20 protein-coding genes are annotated in these 19355 nt (G+C 65.4%); 5 read left to right on the top strand and 15 right to left on the bottom strand.

What is annotated here, in order from left to right; translation table 11 throughout:
* The 12 genes from GGR89_RS20140 to GGR89_RS20085 all read right to left on the bottom strand — a co-directional run.
* Positions 1 to 1092 (bottom strand): efflux RND transporter permease subunit (locus GGR89_RS20140; protein ID WP_245201742.1); only part of this gene is annotated, 1092 nt, incomplete at its 3' end.
* Positions 1089 to 2588, bottom strand: coding sequence for an efflux RND transporter periplasmic adaptor subunit (locus GGR89_RS20135; protein WP_061780583.1), 1500 nt, complete (start codon positions 2586 to 2588; stop codon positions 1089 to 1091). The genes GGR89_RS20140 and GGR89_RS20135, both read right to left, overlap by 4 nt.
* Positions 2585 to 3802 carry a TolC family protein gene (locus tag GGR89_RS20130; RefSeq protein ID WP_018251210.1) on the bottom strand — a complete coding sequence of 406 codons (1218 nt, stop codon included), beginning with the start codon at positions 3800 to 3802 and terminating at the stop codon, positions 2585 to 2587. The genes GGR89_RS20135 and GGR89_RS20130 overlap by 4 nt, the downstream gene beginning before the upstream one ends.
* An 897-nt stretch (positions 3803 to 4699) precedes the next feature.
* Positions 4700 to 5152 (bottom strand): DUF411 domain-containing protein, encoded by a 453-nt coding sequence (locus GGR89_RS20125; protein ID WP_017980778.1) that lies wholly within the window; start codon positions 5150 to 5152, stop codon positions 4700 to 4702.
* Positions 5153 to 5220: 68 nt separating this feature from the next.
* Complete coding sequence (locus GGR89_RS20120) at positions 5221 to 5613, bottom strand: DUF305 domain-containing protein (protein ID WP_042469554.1); 393 nt, start codon at positions 5611 to 5613, stop codon at positions 5221 to 5223.
* Between the two features lie 133 nt (positions 5614 to 5746).
* Positions 5747 to 6484, bottom strand: coding sequence for a PepSY domain-containing protein (locus GGR89_RS20115; RefSeq protein ID WP_017980780.1), 738 nt, complete (start codon positions 6482 to 6484; stop codon positions 5747 to 5749).
* A 25-nt stretch (positions 6485 to 6509) separates the two neighbouring features.
* Positions 6510 to 7094, bottom strand: coding sequence for a c-type cytochrome (locus GGR89_RS20110; RefSeq protein WP_024310687.1), 585 nt, complete (start codon positions 7092 to 7094; stop codon positions 6510 to 6512).
* A gap of 15 nt (positions 7095 to 7109) precedes the next feature.
* Positions 7110 to 8402 (bottom strand): copper resistance protein B, encoded by a 1293-nt coding sequence (locus GGR89_RS20105; RefSeq protein WP_043060765.1) that lies wholly within the window; start codon positions 8400 to 8402, stop codon positions 7110 to 7112.
* Positions 8399 to 10432, bottom strand: a complete 2034-nt coding sequence (locus GGR89_RS20100) for a copper resistance system multicopper oxidase (RefSeq protein WP_018251213.1) — start codon at positions 10430 to 10432, stop codon at positions 8399 to 8401. The genes GGR89_RS20105 and GGR89_RS20100 overlap by 4 nt, the downstream gene beginning before the upstream one ends.
* Positions 10433 to 10499: 67 nt before the next feature.
* Positions 10500 to 11069 carry an RNA polymerase sigma factor gene (locus GGR89_RS20095; RefSeq protein WP_018251214.1) on the bottom strand — a complete coding sequence of 190 codons (570 nt, stop codon included), beginning with the start codon at positions 11067 to 11069 and terminating at the stop codon, positions 10500 to 10502.
* Positions 11070 to 11079: 10 nt separating this feature from the next.
* Positions 11080 to 11520, bottom strand: a complete 441-nt coding sequence (locus GGR89_RS20090; RefSeq protein ID WP_017980786.1) for a periplasmic heavy metal sensor — start codon at positions 11518 to 11520, stop codon at positions 11080 to 11082.
* Positions 11517 to 11786 (bottom strand): hypothetical protein, encoded by a 270-nt coding sequence (locus tag GGR89_RS20085; RefSeq protein ID WP_020486670.1) that lies wholly within the window; start codon positions 11784 to 11786, stop codon positions 11517 to 11519. Before GGR89_RS20085 ends, GGR89_RS20090 begins: the two co-directional genes overlap by 4 nt.
* Positions 11787 to 11913: 127 nt before the next feature.
* Between GGR89_RS20085 and copC the strand changes: the two genes are divergently transcribed.
* The 3 genes from copC to GGR89_RS20070 are packed head-to-tail and all read left to right on the top strand — an operon-like array spanning position 11914 to position 13535.
* Positions 11914 to 12282, top strand: a complete 369-nt coding sequence (copC, locus tag GGR89_RS20080) for a copper homeostasis periplasmic binding protein CopC (protein ID WP_020486671.1) — start codon at positions 11914 to 11916, stop codon at positions 12280 to 12282.
* Positions 12283 to 12286: 4 nt separating this feature from the next.
* A complete protein-coding gene (gene copD, locus GGR89_RS20075) occupies positions 12287 to 13213 on the top strand; it encodes a copper homeostasis membrane protein CopD (protein ID WP_017980789.1) in 927 nt (308 codons plus the stop codon).
* A 52-nt stretch (positions 13214 to 13265) separates the two neighbouring features.
* On the top strand, positions 13266 to 13535 hold the full coding sequence (locus GGR89_RS20070; RefSeq protein WP_017980790.1) for a flagellar biosynthetic protein FliQ: 270 nt from the start codon (positions 13266 to 13268) through the stop codon (positions 13533 to 13535).
* 45 nt (positions 13536 to 13580) lie between these two features.
* Here GGR89_RS20070 and GGR89_RS20065 read toward each other — a convergent pair whose 3' ends face one another.
* The 3 genes from GGR89_RS20065 to GGR89_RS20055 form a co-directional block, all read right to left on the bottom strand.
* The gene (locus GGR89_RS20065) at positions 13581 to 13913 is read right to left on the bottom strand and encodes a four-helix bundle copper-binding protein (protein ID WP_017980791.1); all 333 of its coding nucleotides are present in this window, start codon (positions 13911 to 13913) and stop codon (positions 13581 to 13583) included.
* An 89-nt stretch (positions 13914 to 14002) separates the two neighbouring features.
* Entirely contained in the window at positions 14003 to 14881 is an 879-nt protein-coding gene (locus GGR89_RS20060) for a DUF4396 domain-containing protein (protein WP_017980792.1), read from the bottom strand.
* Between the two features lie 70 nt (positions 14882 to 14951).
* Complete coding sequence (locus GGR89_RS20055) at positions 14952 to 16265, bottom strand: hypothetical protein (RefSeq protein ID WP_017980793.1); 1314 nt, start codon at positions 16263 to 16265, stop codon at positions 14952 to 14954.
* A 331-nt stretch (positions 16266 to 16596) separates the two neighbouring features.
* On the opposite strand from GGR89_RS20055, the gene GGR89_RS20050 reads away from it, so the two are divergent.
* Both GGR89_RS20050 and cueR read left to right on the top strand, forming a co-directional pair.
* Complete coding sequence (locus GGR89_RS20050) at positions 16597 to 18954, top strand: heavy metal translocating P-type ATPase (protein ID WP_371262954.1); 2358 nt, start codon at positions 16597 to 16599, stop codon at positions 18952 to 18954.
* The gene (gene cueR / locus GGR89_RS20045) at positions 18951 to 19334 is read left to right on the top strand and encodes a Cu(I)-responsive transcriptional regulator (protein WP_017980795.1); all 384 of its coding nucleotides are present in this window, start codon (positions 18951 to 18953) and stop codon (positions 19332 to 19334) included. Before GGR89_RS20050 ends, cueR begins: the two co-directional genes overlap by 4 nt.
* Positions 19335 to 19355 lie beyond the last annotated feature (21 nt).

Here is a 19355-nt window from a genome sequence, read left to right as displayed (position 1 = left end):
CCGGCGTAAACCGCTGACGTCCCATACCAATCTCCAATTCTCACGCCCCGCAGGGCTCTCTTCAGAATTGGACCAGTTTTTCCAAGGCAGACCACGGTCGATCAATTGCGAGCGGTCATAGGTGGTGACGATCTCGACGCCGGGGGGAAGGCTCGCTTTCAGTTCCGCGAGCTTGGCCTTGACGGCTTCGATCGTCTGCCGTGCATTCTTGCCCTGACGCAGGATGACGACTCCGCCCGCGACCTCGCCTTCGCCGTTCAGCTCGGCGATGCCGCGGCGCATCTCGGGGCCGATCTGGATCGACGCGACGTCGCCCAAGGTAACGGGGACGCCGGCACCGGCGACCTTGAGCGGGATCGCGCGGAAATCGTCGACGGTGCGCAAGTAACCTGACGCGCGCACCATATATTCGGCTTCGCCCAGCTCGAGGACGGACCCGCCGGCCTCCTGATTGGCGCGGCGAATGGCATCGACGGCCTGAGTGTGCGTGACACCGAATGCGGCGAGCCGCGTCGGGTCGAGCAGCACCTGATATTGCTTCACCATTCCGCCGATGCTCGCCACCTCCGCAACGCCGGGCAGCGTTTTCAGTTCATAACGTAGGAACCAGTCCTGCAAGGATCGGAGCTGCGACAGGTCACGGCGGCCGGTGCGGTCCAACAGCGTGTATTCATAGACCCAGCCGACCCCCGTCGCATCAGGACCCAGCGCGGCCTGCGCGCCTTGGGGAAGCCGTCCCTGCACCTGGCTCAGATACTCCAGCACGCGTGAGCGCGCCCAATAGAGGTCGGTCCCATCCTCGAAGAGGACATAGACGTAGCTGTCGCCGAAGAACGAATAGCCGCGCACGGTTTTCGCGCCAGGCACGGACAGCATCGTCGTGGTGAGCGGATACGTCACCTGGTTCTCGACGATCTGCGGGGCTTGGCCCGGCCAGCTCGTGCGGATGATGACCTGCGTGTCGGACAGGTCGGGGAGCGCATCGACGGGGGTGGCACGCATTGCGAACACCCCGGCCATGGCGAGCGCGATGGCCGCCAGGACGACGAGGAAGCGGTTCGCGACCGACCAGCGGATGATCGCGGCAATCATCGCCCAGCCTCGCGCGTCATGCGGCGCAGCGTTGGACCATCGGCGGGTTGATCAAAGCCGAACCGCACCCGCTCACCCTTGCGATACCCACGCACCAACGCGGGATCGGCGACGCGGAACGTCATTGTCATGGCCGGCCAGCCGATCGCCGGAACGGGCTGATGGGACAGGGTGACGGAACTGCGATCGATCGCCTCGATGCTGCCGACCGTCTCGTAGATCGACGCGGTGGGTTTCACGGCCGGCTTTGTTGCGGGTGACGCTTCGACACCAATCGGACGCGCATCGAGGCCAGCGAGGCTCGCTTCGGAGTCGATCAGGAACTGGCCCGACGCGACAACCTTCTCACCCTCGGTCAGGCCGGCGACTATCTCGGTTTTGCCGCCGCCTTCTGCGCCAGTGCGAACCTCGGCGGGTCGAAAGCGTCCACCCGGCCCTGCCAACATGACGAGTGTGCGCCGGCCGGTCCGGATCACGGCCTCACTCGGAACAAGGAGTGCATCGCGGCTCCCCTGGTCGAGCGCCACGCTGGCGAACATACCGGGGCGCAACCGGCCGGCACGGTTGGGGAGCTCGACGCGGATTGTGAGCGTGCGGCTCGCTGCCTCGGCCTGGGGCAGGATCGCAGCGATGCGGCCCCTGAAGCTTTCGCCCGGGAAAGCCGCCAGCGTGGCGATGACGGGCGTGCCGATCCGCAGGTTTCCTGCGAGGGCCTCAGGGACAGCCGCGTTCAGCCACACGGTGGCGAGGCCGTTCACCTCCGCCAGTGTCTGTCCTTGCGCGACCGTCATCCCCTGTCGGACGCCGAGCGTCTTGATGACGCCCCCCACGGGCGTGCTGATCGTCGTCACACCTTGCGGTCGGCCGCGCCACTCCGCCGATGCAATCGATCCGGCGGGCATCCCGAGAAGCAACAGGCGCTCTCGTGCCGCCCGCGTGAGCCCGGCATCCCCGGTGCGGCGCACGGCGAGATACTCCGCCTGCGCGCCCGCCCATTCGGGCACAAGGATATCGGCGAGCGGGGCGCCTGCCGGCACGACATCGCCTGGCGCGCGCGCATAGACGCGCTGAACGAAGCCGCCGCTGCGTGCCTGCACGACCGCAACGTTGCGGTCATTGAACTCGATGCTGCCGGTTGCCGAGGCCGAGTTTGACAACGATCCGCGTTCGACCGTGACGATCCGCGCGCCGAGCCGCTGGAGGCTGGCCGGATCGATCGCTACGCCCGGTGCGGCGCTACCGCCTGCGCCCTCGTCGGCATAGCGGGGGATCAGTTTCATCCCCATCGACGAGAGACCCGGGCCGTCGTGCCGCTCCCCCGGGATCATCGGATCATACCAGTAGAGGATCTTCTTCTGCGGGGCTGGGGATGCCGTTTGATCGGCAGCCGAGGACGTGCCAAGTTTCGCGAGCCCGAAGCCCACGCCCCCTGCGACCAGCACCAGCGCGCTTACCGCGGTGACAAGGCGGGCGCGGGTAATGGTAGTGTCGCTCATCGATCGGCGCTCCCGAAGGTAATGGTGAGGCGGACAGAGTCTGCGGCGACGAGCGCCTCACGGTCGAGCACGGTCAGCTCGGCGTCGGCGAGCGCGGTCTTGGCTTCGATGGCATCCGCAAGACTCGCGCGACCGGCAGAGTAGCTCGCTATCTCCAGATCGGCTCGCTTCCGAGCGAGCGGAAGGAGCACGTCGCGCGCGCGCTGCCATTGGCTGTGATGCATTTGGTGGTCCGCCAGCGCGGCCTCCAGATCGGCTGCCAATGTGCGCCGGGTTTCTTCGCGCGCGGCCTCGGCCTGCGCCTGTGCGGATTTGCGGGCTTCGATGCGCGGGTTCTGACGCGATCGAGCGAACAGCGGCAGGCTCATCGAAACTCCCGCCGACACCATGTCGCCATACCGGGGGTCACGGCGTTGATAAGCTACCTCTACCCCCCAATCGGGTCGCTTCTCCGCTCGCGCCGCATCCACGTCGGCCTGGGCGCGCTGAATACCGGCCTCGGCGAGAACCATGTCGGAGTGAAGGCTGAGCGCGTCCCGCAGCCGCGCCGGAGCCAGATCGATCGCGGGCATATCGCCGGCAATCTCGGGCGCCGATACGCCGGTCCAGCGAGCCAGCATCGCGCGGGCGCGCGCAACGGCGGCCATCAACTCGTCGCGGCGGTCGTCGAGTGCCGCGATCTCCTGATCGGTCGTCAGTGTCTGACCAGGGCGGACCGAACCGGTCGTCACGGCGGCCCGCGCAGCGGAAGGGAGAGATCGAAGGAATAGCAGAACGGTGTCGAGGGCAGCTAGTCGACGCTCGGCATAAGCAAGGTCGATCCATGCCTGCCCCGCTCCCAATCGCACCTCCCGGAGCTTGGTCGCTTGCGATGCTTCTGCCGTTGCGATCACGGCGCGTGCCTGCGCTTGCGCGGCATGACGCTTGGCAAGGTTGGGTAGGTCCTGTTGGAAACCGACACGCCCCATCGTCATGTCGTCTCTGGATAGGGAGAAGGCGGGTGGCCCAGAGACAGGATAATTCTCGATTCCGATCGACACACGGGGGTCCGGAAGGCTTCCCGCCGCACGTGCATCGGCTTGGGCGGCGCTGACCCCCGCGCGACCGGCAACCGCTCCCGGGGCGTTGGCAACCGCATCGCGCAGCGCTTGGTCATAGGTAAGTGTCTGCGCGTGCGCGGCGCTCGTCGTGAGCGCGGCGACCGCGAGCATCATGGATGCGCGCATCCCTCTAGTCCCTTCATGTCATAATGATGGCCGGGCTCCAAATGGTTGATCGGAGCCCGGCACCTGTTCAGGCTCGCCAGCTTAAGTTGACTGGCCGCCCTTCATTGACATGCAGGCGTCGCGACCGCGTTCCATCATCGGGCACACGCAGGCGCTCGACTGGGGAACGTCCGTAACCCATACGCGACGTGGGGCTTGAAGCGGCGCCCGCGGGCCCGGCTGGTAATTGGAACGCCACTCCCAATGACCATTGCTTTTATTTTCAGATGTGGCCGCCGTCGCTGCCGACGCGGCGAGGCTAGCGGCAAATACCGCCAAGATGAACGTTTTCATGTCACTTTCCAATTTGATCGAGATTTAAAATCGGCAGAGCCGCAACCGGCGAACGGCTGCAGCCTGACACGGCTTGACTCGATCAAACGGTAGGCGGTTCGGGCTCGGGAGCGACGTTGAGGCCGGCAAGTGCCCGGCTGGCAGGCCAGATAACGATTTGAGATGCGATCGAGCGCTTCAGCACTCTTGCCGGCTCCTCAAACGTCATGGGAACAACGCATCCCATTTGGGCGATACACGCCAGCGTCAGTCCTTTGCATGGGTGTTCCGATGACGGATCCGGGGTCGCCATACCCGCGCAATCCATGCGGGATGGGGTGACATGGCTCATCGCCATCTTGGGTGAGAGCGATGGGCCGGCCGCATACGCAATTCCTTGGCCCAAAAGGCCAAGCAACGCTCCAACAAGAAGCAAGAGAGAAAGACGAGCTTTCAACACCCGGATACTATCCCAATTGTCAACGCCGAGGTCAATACGGGTGGTTTGCCGGGTGCCGTAGTGCCGGCATGAAGCGCCGGGGAAGATTTGCCGCTCACAAGACAACCTGTCGTTTAGGCGCCGTGGCTAGCAAAGACACGCCGGCCAGCGGCACCGAACGCAATGACGTCATAGGGCTGGGTTCTCATGCCGGGCACCTCCATGCCCGGTGAGCCCATCGGCATTCCGGCCACGGCCAAGCCGCGCACGCCTTTAGGATGCTGGGCCAGCGCGCGCTTCATGTCCGCGATCGGGACATGTCCCTCAAACGCCATGCCGTCGATGATCGCGGTATGGCAGGACGCGAGGTCAGCGGGCAGGCCGATCTTACGCTGCAGCACCTCACGGCGATCATCGTCGATGATCTGGACCTTGCGGCCGAACTGCTGACGCACCTGCGCCGCCCATTTCTCGCAACAGCCGCAACCCGGATCGCGGTGCATGGCGATGTCGGCCGCGGCCGATGCGACCGCTGGGATGGTCATTAGCAAGGCGGCGACGGCGCCACGAACACCATTCTTCATCATCAGCTCCTAAAAGGAAATCCCCGCCCTGCCGGGGGGTAGGGGGATCGACAGGGCGGGGCAGCGCTCCCTTATTGCGGGCGCTTGCCGTGCTTGCTGAGCCACGCCTGCAGCTCGGCAATATCCTTTTCCTGTTTCGTGATCGTCATCTGCGCCATGCGCTTGGTCTCGGCGTCGCGCGCGTCACGCACCGCAACGCGCGACATGGCGATGGCGCCTCGGTGATGCTCGATCATCTTGCGCGTCCACATTTCGGCCGCGTCGCCCTGCTTGGCCGCCATCATCTTCTGATGCATGTCCATCTCGGCCTGGCCGTAGGGATTGCCGGCCATCATGCCCGCCATGTCGTCGTGGTTCATGCCGGCCATCTGACCGTGGTTCATGCCCTGCATTCCGCCGCTCTGCTGCGCGAGGGCGGGCGTGGCGAGCAGCGCCAAAGCTGCGAATGTTGGTGCGAAGCGCATTATTGATCTCCCTGGGTTCTAAGACTTCTACGCGTGCGAGGCGGCTATCCCTCACCCGGGGTGCTAGAACGCGCGAGAAATTGTCAGGAAACAGGACTTTATTTCCGAGGGCTACGCTCCTGAGCCGCGTATATTATGCCTCGATCACGATGTTGCGACGCCGCGTTTTGGGCCATCGCATGTAGAGAAGCACTGCCCCCCCTAACCAAAGCGCAAGCCCACCGATCGCGAAGGCGAGCAGCCAGGGCGTGTTGAAGTTCTCGTGATTCGTCCAATCCATGATGTGAAGGCCCCAGAAGAAGTCGTAGAGCCGCCAAGTGCCGGTTCGGACAGCCGAGATCCGACCGGTGTCGGCCGCGACAAAGACGCGGGTGGAATCGAGGTCGGCGAACGCGACGCGCCAGGCGGGGAGCGTGCCGCGATATTCGGGGCTGGCGCGCTCGATCCGCTCTACCTTCGCCGCTGGTCGAGCACCGCCACGCCATGCCAAACGCGCGATCTCCTCGGCCTCACGAGCCGTTGGTGCTGGCAGCGCTTGGCCCGTCGCGGCGTCGAACAGGCGCGTTCCCTTGGCTGTCGCGACCTCGGCGACCGGGCGGCCAAGCCACATGCGATAGGTGATGGCCTCGATGGGCGCATCTGCTGCGCCTACGATCGCCGATGGTGGGGCGAACGTGCTGCCGCGGGGAAGGGGCGCCGCGGCTTTGCGGTCAACGAGGTGATCGCCATGCACCCGATCGATCGGCAGGAAGCTCATCAGGGCGCCGCTTGCGAACCATAGCAGGAGCTGCGCGCCGATGATGATCGCGAGCCATTTGTGCGTGCGGCTCGCGAGTAGATGCAGCCTCAGTTTCGCGCTTTTCAGAACCACTCCTCCCTCAACCTCGTCGCCGGGGTCACTTCATACCCGGCATGTCCTTCATCATCTCGTCGTGATCGGCCGGGGCGCTCGCGACCAGTGCCTTATACTGTTCGGGCGTCATGCCGGGGAGCTTGCGGACGAACGCGACCATATTCCAAATTAGGGGGTCGGGATGCGTCTTGCCCCATGCCGGCATGGCGCTGAGCTTCACCCCGTGCTTGATGATCCAGAATTGCTGGGCGGGGGTGAGATCTTGAGCGCGCGCGAGTTCCGGCGCCTGTGGATAGAGGCCCTGGCTCATCTCGGATTTCTCGACGCCGGGGCCGAGATGGCAACCGGAACACATTTCTCCGTAAAGGCCCGCGCCGACTGACACGCGCTGCGCCGATGCCAGATCGGCCGGGGGTGTTATGCCGCGCGCGCGTGCCTCAATCGACCGATCGCGCAGGCGTTCGAGCATTGAATAGACCGCCGGCGTGTGCGGTTCGTCGGCCGCGATGTTATACACGCCAAGGTAGATAAACGCGGCTGCGCCCAGCGCCAGGACGATCGCCAGGGCGCCTACGAACGGCAGGCTCGGGAAGTGCTGCCTTATCGAGCGCCTGCCGTCTTGAGCCATCTGTTCCTCCATCGATCAGAACCAGACACGAACGCCGGCGACGATGCTCTTGGACGTTGCGCGATCCCCATCGGCGCGCGCGTAGCGGGCGGTGTCGCCGAAGCGGCGATCCCATGACACGCCGACATAGGGGGCGAACTCGCGCCGGATCTCATAACGCAGCCGCAATCCAAGCTCGGCGTTGGATAGGCCCGATCCGATCCGGTTTTCCGGCACGTCCTGCGCAGCGAAATTGAGCTCGGCGCGCGGTTGCAGGATCAGCCGCTGGGTGATGCGCTGGTCGTAATAGCCCTCAAGCCGCCCTAGCAGGTCGCCCTTGTTGGACAGGAATACCGCGCCCTCTAGCTCGAAGAAGCCCGGTGCCAGCCCCTCCAGCCCGACGGTCGCATAGGTGCGTTTCGGGGACGGCCCCAAATCCTGGCGGACACCCGCTTGTAGATTGAAATAAGGGCCAATGGTCCGGCTATAGAGCGCCTGCACCTCGGCGCTCTCGATGCCCTCGCGGAAGGCTCCCTCGCCCTCAGACTTGATGAAGAGGCGGTTGATGTCACCCCCGAACCACGCCTCGCCATCCCAGCGATAGCCGTCACGACCGTTGCGGAATTGATACTCAGCGAGGTTCAATAGCACCTGGCTGAAGTTTTGACCGCCGTGATGCTGCTGAAGGTGATGGCGACCCATCGCCATCGCGTCCGCGCCGTAAACGCTGTCGGCCGCATGGTCGGTCGGCAGGGGCGGGGCGGGGGCGTTTCCTGCGGGAAGCGCGGTGCCAGTCTGCTGCACCCCATCGGCCGCCATGCCTGGCATTCCGGCCATTCCCGACATGCCCTGCATGTCGTGGCCGCTGTGCTGGTCGGCTGGCATGGTCATCCCCGGCATCGCCGAATGGTCCATGCCCTGCATCGGCTGCTGGGAGCCCTGAGGGACCGTTTGGCCGTTTCCGGGCATCTGCATCCCCGGCATGGCTTCCATGCCCTGCTGTGAGCCCTGCGGAGCCGCATGGTCCATGCCGGGCATAGACGAGTGATCCATGCCCGGCATGGTCCCGTGATCCATACCATTCATGCCGGCCGTTGGCGCGGCGCGGCGTTTCGTCGTCGAAGCTGATGGTCGCCTCGCAGGAGCTGACCTAGTCTTGGCCGGCTTGCCTTTGGCCGTGGGCTTCACCACCGGCTTCTTTTTCGCAGGCATCGGCATGGTCATGCCCGGCATTGCCGAATGATCCATGCCCTGCATCGACTGAGCGGCGACAGGACCGGCGATGCCGAGCATGGTGGCGGCGGCGAGCGCCGCGGTCAGCCGGTTCATGCCGCCTCTCCCGCGAACGGGCGAACGGTGACGACGCGCATCATGCCTGCGGTCATGTGGTAGAGATTGTGACAGTGGAACGCCCAATCGCCGGGTGCATCGGCGGTCAGATCAAAGGTCATCTTGCCTCCAGGCGGCACGTTGACGGTGTGCTTGCGCGGCGCATGATTGCCGTGCCCCGTCACCAGCTCGAAGAAATGGCCGTGGAGATGGATGGGGTGCGGCATCATCGTATCGTTGACCAACGTCACCCGCGCCCGCTCGCCTTTGCGGAACGGGATGGGGTCGGCGGGATCGCTCAGCTTCTGCCCGTCGAAGCCCCACATGTAGCGCTCCATGTTACCGGTCAGATGGATCTCGAACTGACGCGACGGCGCGCGCACGTCGGGGTTGGGCGCGAGCGAAACGAGGTCGCGATAGGTGAGGACGCGGTGATCCAGGCCCTCCAGACCCTGGGGCGGTTCACCGCTACGGTCCTTCGGCATCGGGGAGATGGTCTGCACGCCCGGCCCCATCTTCACGCCCGGCGCATTCTTCGGGTCGCGCATGTTCATGTTCATGCCGCCACCCGACCCGTGGTCCATCCCGGCCATGCCGCCAGCCTGGCCCGATCCGCCCGACATGGCACTATGGTCCATGCCGGCCATGCCAGCACCGCCCGCTGCCATTTGGCTATGGTCCATCCCGGGCATTACAGCGCCGCCCATCTGGCTGTGGTCCATGCCCGACATGCCGGACATGCCCGCCATCGCTGCGCCTGCCGCGACCGTCCCGTGATCGGTCGGCCCCTTCCAGCCCGTCAGCTTCCAAAGATTGCGCGAGGCGTTCTGCATCAAGGTGGGGTCCGGCCCGCGCGTGGCGACCGGGCTCTCGTCCTTCATGCCGGACATGCCCTGCATCCCGCCCATGCTCCCCATGTCCATGCCCATATCGGTCATGGTCAGCAGCGTGCGCGGACGAAGCGGCGGGACCGGGGCGACCATCCCCTCACGCGGGGCGAGCGTCGCCCGGCCCATGCCGGAGCGATCGATAGCCTCGGAGACGAAGCTGTAGGCCCGGTCCTCGGGCGTCACGATCACGTCGAACGTCTCGGCAACGCCGATCTGGAACTCGTCGATCTTCACCGGACGGACATTCTGCCCATCGGCCTGCACGACGGTCATCGGCAGGTCGGGGATGCGGACGTTGAAGTTGGTCTGCGCCGCGGCGTTGATGATCCGCAAGCGGACCCGCTCGCCCGGCTTGAACAGCCCCGTCCAGTTGTCATACGGCCCGTAGCCGTTGACCAGGAAGGTATAGGTCGAGCCGGTGACGTCGGCGATGTCGGCGGGGTCCATTCGCATCTTTCCCCACTCGATCCGGTCCTTGAGCGGCATTTCCCGACCCGCGAGCAAGCCCGCGAGGGTCGGCCGCTGATAGTTGAAATAGGCGCCGCCCATCTGCTTCAGCTTCCGGAAAATCTGCTCGCCGGTCATCTGGCTGTGGTCGGACAGCACGATCACATGCTCGCGGTCGAACGCGATCGGATCGGCACCGGCCGGGTCGATCACGATCGGCCCGTAAAGTCCGCCCTGCTCCTGCTCGCCGGAATGGCTGTGATACCAGTAGGTGCCCGACTGGATGATCGGGAACTCGTAGATGAAGGTCGAGCGCGCCTTGATGCCGGGGAAGCTGATGCCGGGCACGCCGTCCATCGCGAACGGCACGAGCAGCCCATGCCAGTGGATCGAACTGTCCTCGTCGAGATTGTTGGTGACGGAGAGGCGGACCTTTTGCCCCTCCTTCAAGCGAATGAGAGGGGCCGGCACCGTGCCGTTGACGCCGATTGCGGGCGTCGACTTGCCGTCGACGGGAAGTCTGAAACTGTCGATCGTCAGCGCGATGTCAGTGCCCGAGACGGTCGGCAGCGGTTTGACGATCCCGCCCGAGACAGGCTGCGCCCACGCGGGCATATAGGCGGTCAGCGCCATGCCACCGCCAGCAAGGGCGGCGCCGCGAAGCATCTGGCGGCGATCGATAGTGCGGCTCATACGGTCCTCAAGGCTCTCGAACGGGAGTGTCCCTCTAGCCTTGATACGCAGCTCAGGGCGCTATCCCTCAGCGCCCGCCCAATCGCTCCAGCAACTTCGATCGCGCGCGATAGAGGCGGGTTTCTACCGCCTTTTCGCTGATCGACAACACTGCCGCGGTTTCAGCCTGGCTCAACCCCTCGATCGTGCGCAGCACCAAGGATTCCTTCAATGCGGTCGGCAAGCCCGCAATGGCGCGCGTCACGCGGTCGAGTTCCTGTCGGTCGCCCGTCGCGTCGTCGATCGCCACCTGGTCGTCTGCAATGGCTTCGGCTTCCGGGCCGATCGGTGCGGCGAACGCCAGAAAGCGCCGCACGGTGCGCTTGCGCCCCCAATCGCGGCACTTGTTGATCGCGATCGTCGATAGCCACGCGCGCATCGATCGATCGCCGTCGTAGCGGGGCAGGGCCTGATGCGCCGCGACGAAGGTCTCCTGCAGAAGGTCCAGCGCCTCGTCGGCCTCGCCGACGCACGCGCGCACCATGCGGAAGATTGACTGCCGATGGCGGCGCATGATCTCGGCGAAGGCGGCTTCGCGCCCGGCGATGCTGAGGGTCGCCAGCTCGCCGTCCGTAAGCGTGGTCCAGTCGAGGCTCACGCGCCGAACCTCAACGTGCGTCGTCGGTGAGCGCCTTCACCACGGCCTGATCGAACTGGCCGGTCTGATTGGGCCGCAAGAGCTGGCGCATGGCGAAGATGTGCGCCAGCGTCGCTTTCTGGAGCTCGCCCATGACGGCGTGGCTCTGGTCGACCGCTGCGGCGACGCGCGGCCCGTTGCCATGCTCGGCCTCGATCGCTTCAGCGAGCCGGGCATTGTTCGCCCGCAATTCCAGCTCGAATGCGCGCCGCTGCACGGCGAAACGCTGCTCCAGCACTTCAAGTCGCGCTTCCTGGTTGGCGTCCAGCGCCAGCTTATGATGCAGCACGTCGTGCAGCTCCGAGCCGGGCTGGGCACGTGGCGGAAGTAGCGCCCGCCCCACGAACACACCGATGATCGCGGCGATGAAGCACGCGACAATGCCAAGCAGAAGGCGGATGCGGCCGCTCATTGCACGCCGACGAGCAGCGTGGAGGGCGCGAGCGGCGACACCGGCCCCAAGGGCGATAGCGAAGCCGCGCTGGCTTCCTTCGCGGGCACACCGGCACCGAAGATGCCCATGACGAGCGCCGCAGCGATCGTCATTGCCCCAACGCCTAAGCCGGCGCGCGCCGCTGGACGTGCGGCGACCCGCGCCAGCACGCGATCTTCCATGCCATCAAGGCTCGCGGGCACGGGTGCTTGCGCCAGCCTCATCAATACTGCGTCGAGGTCCATGTCGTTCACTCCACCCCTCTAGCATGGATTACGCAAGCGACGCGCCCATCCCTCAAATCCATCCGTGAGGGGTGGTCGATCGGGGCGCGTAATGAAGGACAGGAACCCTCCTGTCGAAAGGCCCCCTATGCGCCGCCTATCCGTTCTGACTGCTGCTGCCGCTCTCGTCATGTTCGCCGGAACGGCGAACGCCCATCCTAAGCTGGTGTCGGCATCGCCGGCCGCCAATGCGACGGTCGCGAAGCCCGCTCGTATCGAACTTCATTTCAGCGAGAAGCTGATGCCAGCCTTCTCCAAGGCCGATCTCACGATGGCAGCGATGCCCGGCATGGCAGCCATGAAGATGGCCAGCGCCTCCGCGCTCTCGTCCGATGGCCGGACCCTCGTCATCACCCCGAAATCGCCGCTCCCATCGGGTCGGTATAGCGTCGCGTGGAATGTCGTCTCGACCGACACCCACAAGGTCGCAGGAACCTACGTCTTCGCGGTGAAGTGAGGCGATGGGGGACTGGTCGCTTATCGGCGTCCGCTTCGCGCTCTACGTGACGCTGGCTGCGCTGTTCGGCCTTGCCGCATTCAGCCTTTATGGGCTGCGGGCGCGCGAGCGCGGCGACGCGCTCGCGCTGCGTCCCTGGTTCATCGCCAGCGCTGGCCTGAGCCTGTTGTTTTCAGGCGCCTGGGTCGTGCTGATGGCCTCCTCAATGGCCGGAACGCCGGCCTGGCCGATCGACCGTGAAGCAGTCGGCGCGCTGCTCACCGGCTCTGCGATCGGAGCAGCATGGAAGCTGCGCATGGTCATGGTGGCCCTCGCGGCGCTGGCAGCGCTGGTCGCGGGCGGGCGCGGCATCTGGCTGAGCATCGTCGCGCTCTGCTCGGCCGTGGCACTCGCAACGCTGGCGTGGACCGGACACGGCGCGATGGACGAAGCCGTGATGGGCTGGGTCCACCTCATCGTCGACATTCTCCATCTGATCGCCTCGGGCGCTTGGGTTGGCGCACTACTGGGGCTGCTCCTGCTCGTCTCCCGACCCGCGGCGCGCGTAGACGCGGCGCATCTGGGGCTGACGCACCGCGCGCTGCACGGGTTCGGCGCGATCGGGACGGTTGTGGTCGGCACGATCCTCGTCACCGGCCTGGTCAACGGCTGGATGCTGGTCGGGATCGGCAACCTCGCCACGCTTCCTGCGACGCTCTATGGTCAGCTCCTGATCGCAAAGCTGGCGCTGTTCGTCGCCATGCTAGGGCTCGCCTCGCTCAACCGCTTCCGGCTCACGCCGGCATTCGAGCGGTCGATCGCAGCGGACGATCACAAGGGCGCCCTCGGCGCGCTGCGGACAAGTCTGGCGATCGAAACCGCCTGTGTCATCGCGGTTCTCGGGCTGATCGCCTGGCTCGGGACGCTCGCGCCGCCTGCATCGGCGATGTGATGCGCGGCCGGGGAGCCCTCGCGGTCCCCGGCCGTTCACGGGGCCGCGCCTGATGGATCAGTCGATCCTGCTCGACGAGACGGGGAGGATGCTGGCCGTGGCCGGCCTGATCTGCGTGGTGCTGCTCGTGCCGATGATGATCGTCGGGCTGATAATCAGCATCATCCAGGCGGCGACGTCGATTAGCGAACAGACGCTGAGCTTCGTGCCTAAGCTGATCGCGCTAGGCGTATGTTTGGTGATTTTCGGGAGCGCAGCGACCGAGCTCCTGACCAAGTTCACGGCCGAGCTGTTCGCTGTGATCGCGAGCATGGGCCGTTGATATGCAGATAGCTGCGCGGGCGGGCGACCGCCCGCGCAAGCCCCGCTATGCCGCCATCCGATCGCAGGAATCGGCGCACTTCCGGCACGCTGCCACGCAATCCTCCATGCCGCCCAGGGCCTCGCAGCTCGCTGCGCAAGCCCGGCAGATCTCGGCACACTCGCGGCAGATATGCTGATGGTGGGCGGACTTGCGCGCCATGAAGTCGATCGCAACCGCGCAAATTTGCGCGCAGTCGGCCATGATCTTCATATGCTCGGGCGCGGCGTGCTGGCCGCCCATTTCGAGGCAATGGTTCATCGCCATGTGAAGACAGGTCACATGGCATTCGTGGCAGGCGTCCATGCACGCCTTCATGCCGGGGTCGATCTGGTGCATCGCATTATCTCCGTATGAGCCCCCGCCTGTTCCTAGATACGCGCGCCGCGCGATCACCCCTTGCCGCGATCTCCGTCGTTCGCGGCAAGTTACATGGCCCACCGACCGAACAGCGTCGCAACGATGATGCCCGCGCCAAGCATGATGAGCGTCAACACTGTCATCGCGGCGATCTGAGGTCCGGTCACGCGCGCGCCGGCCGCCATGCCGCTCATCCCTGCCATTGCGTCGTGTCCCATGTCCGGCATCGGCGTGGCCGATTGCCGGTCCGCGCCGACTTCGTGTCCGCCATGCCCCAGCGCGCGCACCGTGCCCATGCCGTGCTTCAAGCGCACGCCAACCAGCCAAAGGTTGATCGGATAGGCGACTGCGAACCCGACGAGTGTCGCCAGCGACATGACGCCCCAAAAGCGGAGCGAGCTGGCGTGCATCGCGGCCATGTCGCGGCTCATCAACACCACCATCGTCGGGATCATGCCGGCCATGACGGCATTCATCGACAGCCATTCGGGGATGAACGACATGCGAAGCGCGCCCCAATAGGAACCGCCCGCCATGTCGCGCATGAAAAGCGCCTGGAAAATCAGCAGTCCGAACGCGAAGCCGAACACATATTCCGCGATCACGTCCTGCCACATCGGCAGGCCGAGCGCCGTGGTGATCGCGGCTGCGGCGATGACGCCGGTTGCATCGCCCGCCATGCAATGGATGGCCGAGCCGAACGCCTGCTTCCAGAGCGGTCGAACGAAATCCTCGTGCCGCTCGTTCGCCGGCTCCTGGCAGGACAGGACATAGGCCGCGGCCATGATCGGGCCACCATAGAGCGTGACCAACAGCCACCCCCATTTCATCACGCGCAGCTCGGGGTTGCGGGTGAAGGCATCCCACGCGACGTAAGCGACCGAAAGGGCGGTCAGCACGAACCACCCGATCAGCACGGCGTCGAGCCAGGGGGCCGGGGATGGCATCGTCACGGCAGCACTCCTCTACATGCTAGAGGATACGCGGCTCTCCGGATCATCCCTTGCGCGGAGCGGGCTAGGCGAGCTTGCTGGAAACGGCCTTGATCGCTTTCAGTCCCGATCCGAACCGCGCGATGGCCTCCCGGTTCTTCTCCAGCTCGCCATAGGGCAGGTAGGATATGTCGAGGTCGGCTACGCGGCTGAACGCGGGCCGCTGCAACTGCGCGCGAACGTCCGTCTCGCGCGCGTCGGGCGCGACAAGGAACAGCCCCGCGGTCGCGTGAAGGTCGCCACCGCTCAAGGCCAGGTCGAGCATCCTGACGATGCCCGAATAGATCGAGGTCGAATGCTCCACCTCGAACGCCGCGGCGACATGATCGCCGGCCTTCTCAAGCCACAGCACGTCGATCAGCCGGATCGAGTCAGCGCCCTTCGACGTCGCGATCGTGTCGGGCAGGCGCTCAAGGCATCCTGCGCCCAAGGGTGATCCGTCGAAGGCGCGGCTGCGGTCGTTCGCGGCGATCCATACGTCATAGCCGAGCGCCAACCCTAGATCGCGAAGCCATGCCTGGATTTCGGTATGGGTGCGCTCGTTCTCGCCCTCGCGCTGAGCGGCCTTGCTGAGCGTGCGCGCTTCCTCGCGCGCCGCCTCAAGCCGCTGCCCCCAGCTCGCCAGCGTCGCGCCGCTCACGTCGAGGGGCGGAGCCGGATAGCGATCGGAGCCGATGTCGAACAACAGACCGCCGATCGCGCCTAAATCATTCGATAGCAGCTCGCGGAAGCGGTCGTTGAGATCGAGGATGCCGGTCCGCATCGCCAGAAAATGCTCCCAGCTCCCGAGCTTCACATTCGCCCCCGTCAGCGCGTTGTAGCCCTTAACGATTGCGGTGTTGAAGGGCGGCACCAGCGTCGGGTGAAGGAAGTAGAGGAGGTTGGCGACCGCCGGACCCAGCCCCTTGATCTTCAAACGGTCGATCGCGTGGATATGGCTGATGATCTCCTCGGCCGTGTCGCAACAGGAACAGGCGTCGAGCAAGCGGCCGAACGCGCGCTGATTGTCGGGGCTCTCGTAAATGTCGGGGATGCGGAGCTTCGGCTTCCAGAGGAACGCATGGTCCGCGCCCTTGAAGATTTGCCGCTGCTCGGCGACGGAATGGACGACGGTTTCGAGCGACGATCCGCGGTAGGCGACGCCGAACGTGCCGCGCTCGATCTCGCCGACAACCTGGGTGATGCCGCGCCGGATTGATCGGAAGTTCTTCAACCGCTCGTCCCAAAGAAACCAGCTCCGATAGGTCGCGCCCTGATCGTCACGCCAGCGGGCAATTAAGCGGCGCACCAGGCCGTCATGGTCGGTGCCAGTAGAAAGACTGTCGATCTGCGCTGCCATATGTCCCCGATTGCCCCCGGCCCGCGTTTGGCGAGCTAGTAATAGACCTAAGCTGCGGCCCTTATGGCGTCGAGGGTGTAGAGCTGGCCCCCGCAATATGAGGGCAACGCCGCTCCCGCGCGTAGATTCAACATACACGCCAGCGGTGCCGACAGGGCCTTGACCCTAACACGGTGTCATACCCTACATGCTCTCGGGTCGAAGGAGTCTTGCCATGAACGACCCTCATTACCATTCCCAAGCCGGGCGTTGCGGCTGTTCGAAGCCTGCGCCTGAATCGGTTTCCACGCCCTCATCCTGTTGCGGGGGCGGCTCGGCCGCTCCCGCAAAGATCGAGCACGAACATCATCACACCGAAGCGGGCGGCTGCTGCTCGGGCAGTAAGGACAACGATGCCGCAGCAGCAGTGATCGACGCGGTGTGCGGCATGACGGTCGATCCCGCAAAAACGACACACCATGCCGAGCACGCTGGTCATGCCTATCATTTCTGTAGCGCAGGGTGCCGGAGCAAGTTTGTCGCCAATCCTGACGCCTATCTGAGCGATAAGCCGAAACCGGAGCCGATGGCGACGCCGGGGGCGATGTGGACGTGCCCGATGCACCCGCAAATTCGCCAGGAAGGGCCGGGAACTTGCCCAATCTGCGGCATGGCGCTCGAACCCGAAGAACCGTCGCTCGACGATACTCCCAACCCTGAGCTGGTCGACTTCACGCGCCGACTGTGGGTGGCGGGCGCGCTCACGATCCCGCTGCTCGTCGTCTCGATGTTCGCGGAAATGTTAGGCCTGCATGTGGTTAGCCCTGCGGCCTCGCCTTGGGTCCAGCTCGCACTCACCGCGCCGATCGTGCTGTGGGCGGGCTGGCCGTTTTTCGAGCGGGGGTGGACATCGCTTCGTACCCGCCATCTCAATATGTTCACACTGATCGCGATCGGCGTAGGTGCCGCCTTCCTCTATAGCGTGGTCGCGACGCTCGCGCCGGGCATCTTCCCAGCGACCTTCCGCACGCATGGGAGCATGGTTCCCGTCTATTACGAGGCGGCCGGCGTCGTGGTGACACTGGTGCTGCTCGGGCAAGTGCTCGAACTGCGCGCTAGGGCGGCGACAGGGCGCGCGATCCGCGCTCTCATGGATCTCGCCCCCAAGACGGCGCGACGCTTGCAGCCTGACGGTTCTGAAGAAGAAGTCGGGCTTGCCGACGTGGCAACCGGTGACCGGCTGCGGGTCCGCCCCGGTGAAGCCATCCCGGTCGATGGCGTCGTGGTCGAGGGTCGTTCGTCGGTCGACGAAGCCATGCTCACCGGCGAACCCGCGCCGGTCCTCAAGGAAGTCGAGGCGATCGTTACCGGGGGCACCGTCAACGGGACGGGCAGCCTGGTGATGGAAGCCCGCGCGGTTGGTTCGGACACGATGCTCGCGCGTATCGTCCGCATGGTCGCGGAAGCGCAGCGAAGCCGCGCCCCGATACAGGCGGTCGCCGATCGGGTTTCAGGATGGTTCGTGCCGCTCGTCGTGCTGATCTCGATTGCGACCTTCATCACTTGGTCGCTGGTCGGCCCTGAGCCGCGCATGGGCCATGCCCTGCTTAACGCCATCGCAGTGCTGGTGATCGCCTGCCCGTGCGCGCTCGGGCTCGCCACGCCCATGTCGATCATGGTCGGCACGGGACGCGGCGCTCAGGCCGGCGTGCTGGTGAAGAACGCGGAAGCCTTACAGGGGCTGGAAAAGGTCGATACCCTTGTCATCGACAAGACGGGTACGCTCACGGAAGGCAAGCCCAAGCTGATCGCGGTCGAGACGGTCAGCGCGGTCGGAGAGAACGACATGCTCGCGCTTGCCGCGGCCGTCGAAGGCCAATCCGAACATCCGCTCGCGCACGCAATCGTCGTTGCCGCCAAAGAACGAGGATTGCAGCTCGGCACAGTCGCGGACTTTGCCTCGCAAACCGGGCTGGGTGTCAGCGCCACGGTGGGCGGCCGCTCGGTCGTGATTGGCAATGCGGTGCAAATGAGCCGGATCGGCGCTGATCTCAAGCCGGTCGACGCCGCGGCCGATCGTCACCGTGGCGAAGGCGCGGGCATCATCCTCGTCGCGATCGACGGGGCGCTCGCCGGTCTGCTCGCAGTCGCCGATCCGGTGCGCGCATCGGCGCGCGACGCTATTGCCGCGCTTCGCAAGGAGGGCCTGCGGGTCGTCATGCTCACCGGCGACAATCGTGGGACGGCCGATGCTGTCGCGCGCGCCGTGGGCGGTCTTGATGACGTGCGCGCCGATCTGCTGCCGGAAGACAAGGCGCGTATCATCGGCGAGCTGAAAGCGAGCGGCGCAAGGGTCGCAATGGCGGGCGATGGGATCAACGACGCCCCGGCGCTCGCCGCCGCGGATGTCGGCTTGGCGATGGGAACGGGAACAGACGTGGCGATCGAAAGCGCCGGCATGACGCTCACGCGCGGCGATCTCTCGGCGATCGTGCGCGCCCGCAAGCTCGCTCGCGCGACGATGCGAAATATCCGCCAAAACCTGTTCTTCTCGTTCTTGTTCAACGGAATCGGCGTGCCGGTTGCGGCCGGCGTGCTTTACCCGGTTGCCGGTATCCTGCTGTCGCCGATGCTGGCCGGTGCAGCGATGGCGCTCTCGTCCTTCACCGTGGTCCTGAACGCACTGCGGCTCAACGCGGTAAAGCTGTGAACATCGGAGCGGCGTCGGACGCCAGCGGCGTCTCCCAACGCATGATCCGCCACTATGAAAAGATTGGTTTGGTGCCCGCGCCGCCACGGCGCGGGAACTACCGGGACTACGCCGACGCTGACGTTCATCGGCTGCGATTTATCGCCAACGCGCGCGACCTGGGGTTCCCGATCGAGGAAATCCGCACGCTGCTGGGGCTGTGGTCGGATCGCGATCGGTCGAGCGCGGAAGTGAAGACGCTGGCGGAAGCCCGCGCTGCCGAACTGGGCCGCAAGGTCCGCGTCTTGGACGCCATGCGCCGCTCGCTTACCGGGCTCGCCCAAGCCTGTCATGGCGATGATCGGCCTGATTGTCCGATCATCGAACGCTTGGCTGAATAACTTGCGCGGCTAACTTTTACT

This window comes from Sphingomonas trueperi (assembly GCF_011927635.1).
Lineage (GTDB): Bacteria > Pseudomonadota > Alphaproteobacteria > Sphingomonadales > Sphingomonadaceae > Sphingomonas > Sphingomonas trueperi.
The sequence above is the reverse complement of the archived record's forward strand: the minus strand, read 5'-3'. Positions and strand labels throughout refer to the sequence as shown.

What these genes read in the sequence shown, in the direction of transcription:
- GGR89_RS20135 (WP_061780583.1), bottom strand. Translation starts at nt 2,588, where the DNA reads ATGAGCGACACTACCATTACCCGCGCCCGCCTTGTCACCGCGGTAAGC.
- GGR89_RS20130 (WP_018251210.1), bottom strand. Translation starts at nt 3,802, where the DNA reads ATGATGCTCGCGGTCGCCGCGCTCACGACGAGCGCCGCGCACGCGCAG.
- GGR89_RS20125 (WP_017980778.1), bottom strand. Translation starts at nt 5,152, where the DNA reads ATGATGAAGAATGGTGTTCGTGGCGCCGTCGCCGCCTTGCTAATGACC.
- GGR89_RS20120 (WP_042469554.1), bottom strand. Translation starts at nt 5,613, where the DNA reads ATGCGCTTCGCACCAACATTCGCAGCTTTGGCGCTGCTCGCCACGCCC.
- GGR89_RS20110 (WP_024310687.1), bottom strand. Translation starts at nt 7,094, where the DNA reads ATGGCTCAAGACGGCAGGCGCTCGATAAGGCAGCACTTCCCGAGCCTG.
- GGR89_RS20105 (WP_043060765.1), bottom strand. Translation starts at nt 8,402, where the DNA reads ATGAACCGGCTGACCGCGGCGCTCGCCGCCGCCACCATGCTCGGCATC.
- GGR89_RS20100 (WP_018251213.1), bottom strand. Translation starts at nt 10,432, where the DNA reads ATGAGCCGCACTATCGATCGCCGCCAGATGCTTCGCGGCGCCGCCCTT.
- GGR89_RS20090 (WP_017980786.1), bottom strand. Translation starts at nt 11,520, where the DNA reads ATGAGCGGCCGCATCCGCCTTCTGCTTGGCATTGTCGCGTGCTTCATC.
- GGR89_RS20085 (WP_020486670.1), bottom strand. Translation starts at nt 11,786, where the DNA reads ATGGACCTCGACGCAGTATTGATGAGGCTGGCGCAAGCACCCGTGCCC.
- copC (WP_020486671.1), top strand. Translation starts at nt 11,914, where the DNA reads ATGCGCCGCCTATCCGTTCTGACTGCTGCTGCCGCTCTCGTCATGTTC.
- copD (WP_017980789.1), top strand. Translation starts at nt 12,287, where the DNA reads ATGGGGGACTGGTCGCTTATCGGCGTCCGCTTCGCGCTCTACGTGACG.
- GGR89_RS20070 (WP_017980790.1), top strand. Translation starts at nt 13,266, where the DNA reads ATGGATCAGTCGATCCTGCTCGACGAGACGGGGAGGATGCTGGCCGTG.
- GGR89_RS20065 (WP_017980791.1), bottom strand. Translation starts at nt 13,913, where the DNA reads ATGCACCAGATCGACCCCGGCATGAAGGCGTGCATGGACGCCTGCCAC.
- GGR89_RS20060 (WP_017980792.1), bottom strand. Translation starts at nt 14,881, where the DNA reads ATGCCATCCCCGGCCCCCTGGCTCGACGCCGTGCTGATCGGGTGGTTC.
- GGR89_RS20055 (WP_017980793.1), bottom strand. Translation starts at nt 16,265, where the DNA reads ATGGCAGCGCAGATCGACAGTCTTTCTACTGGCACCGACCATGACGGC.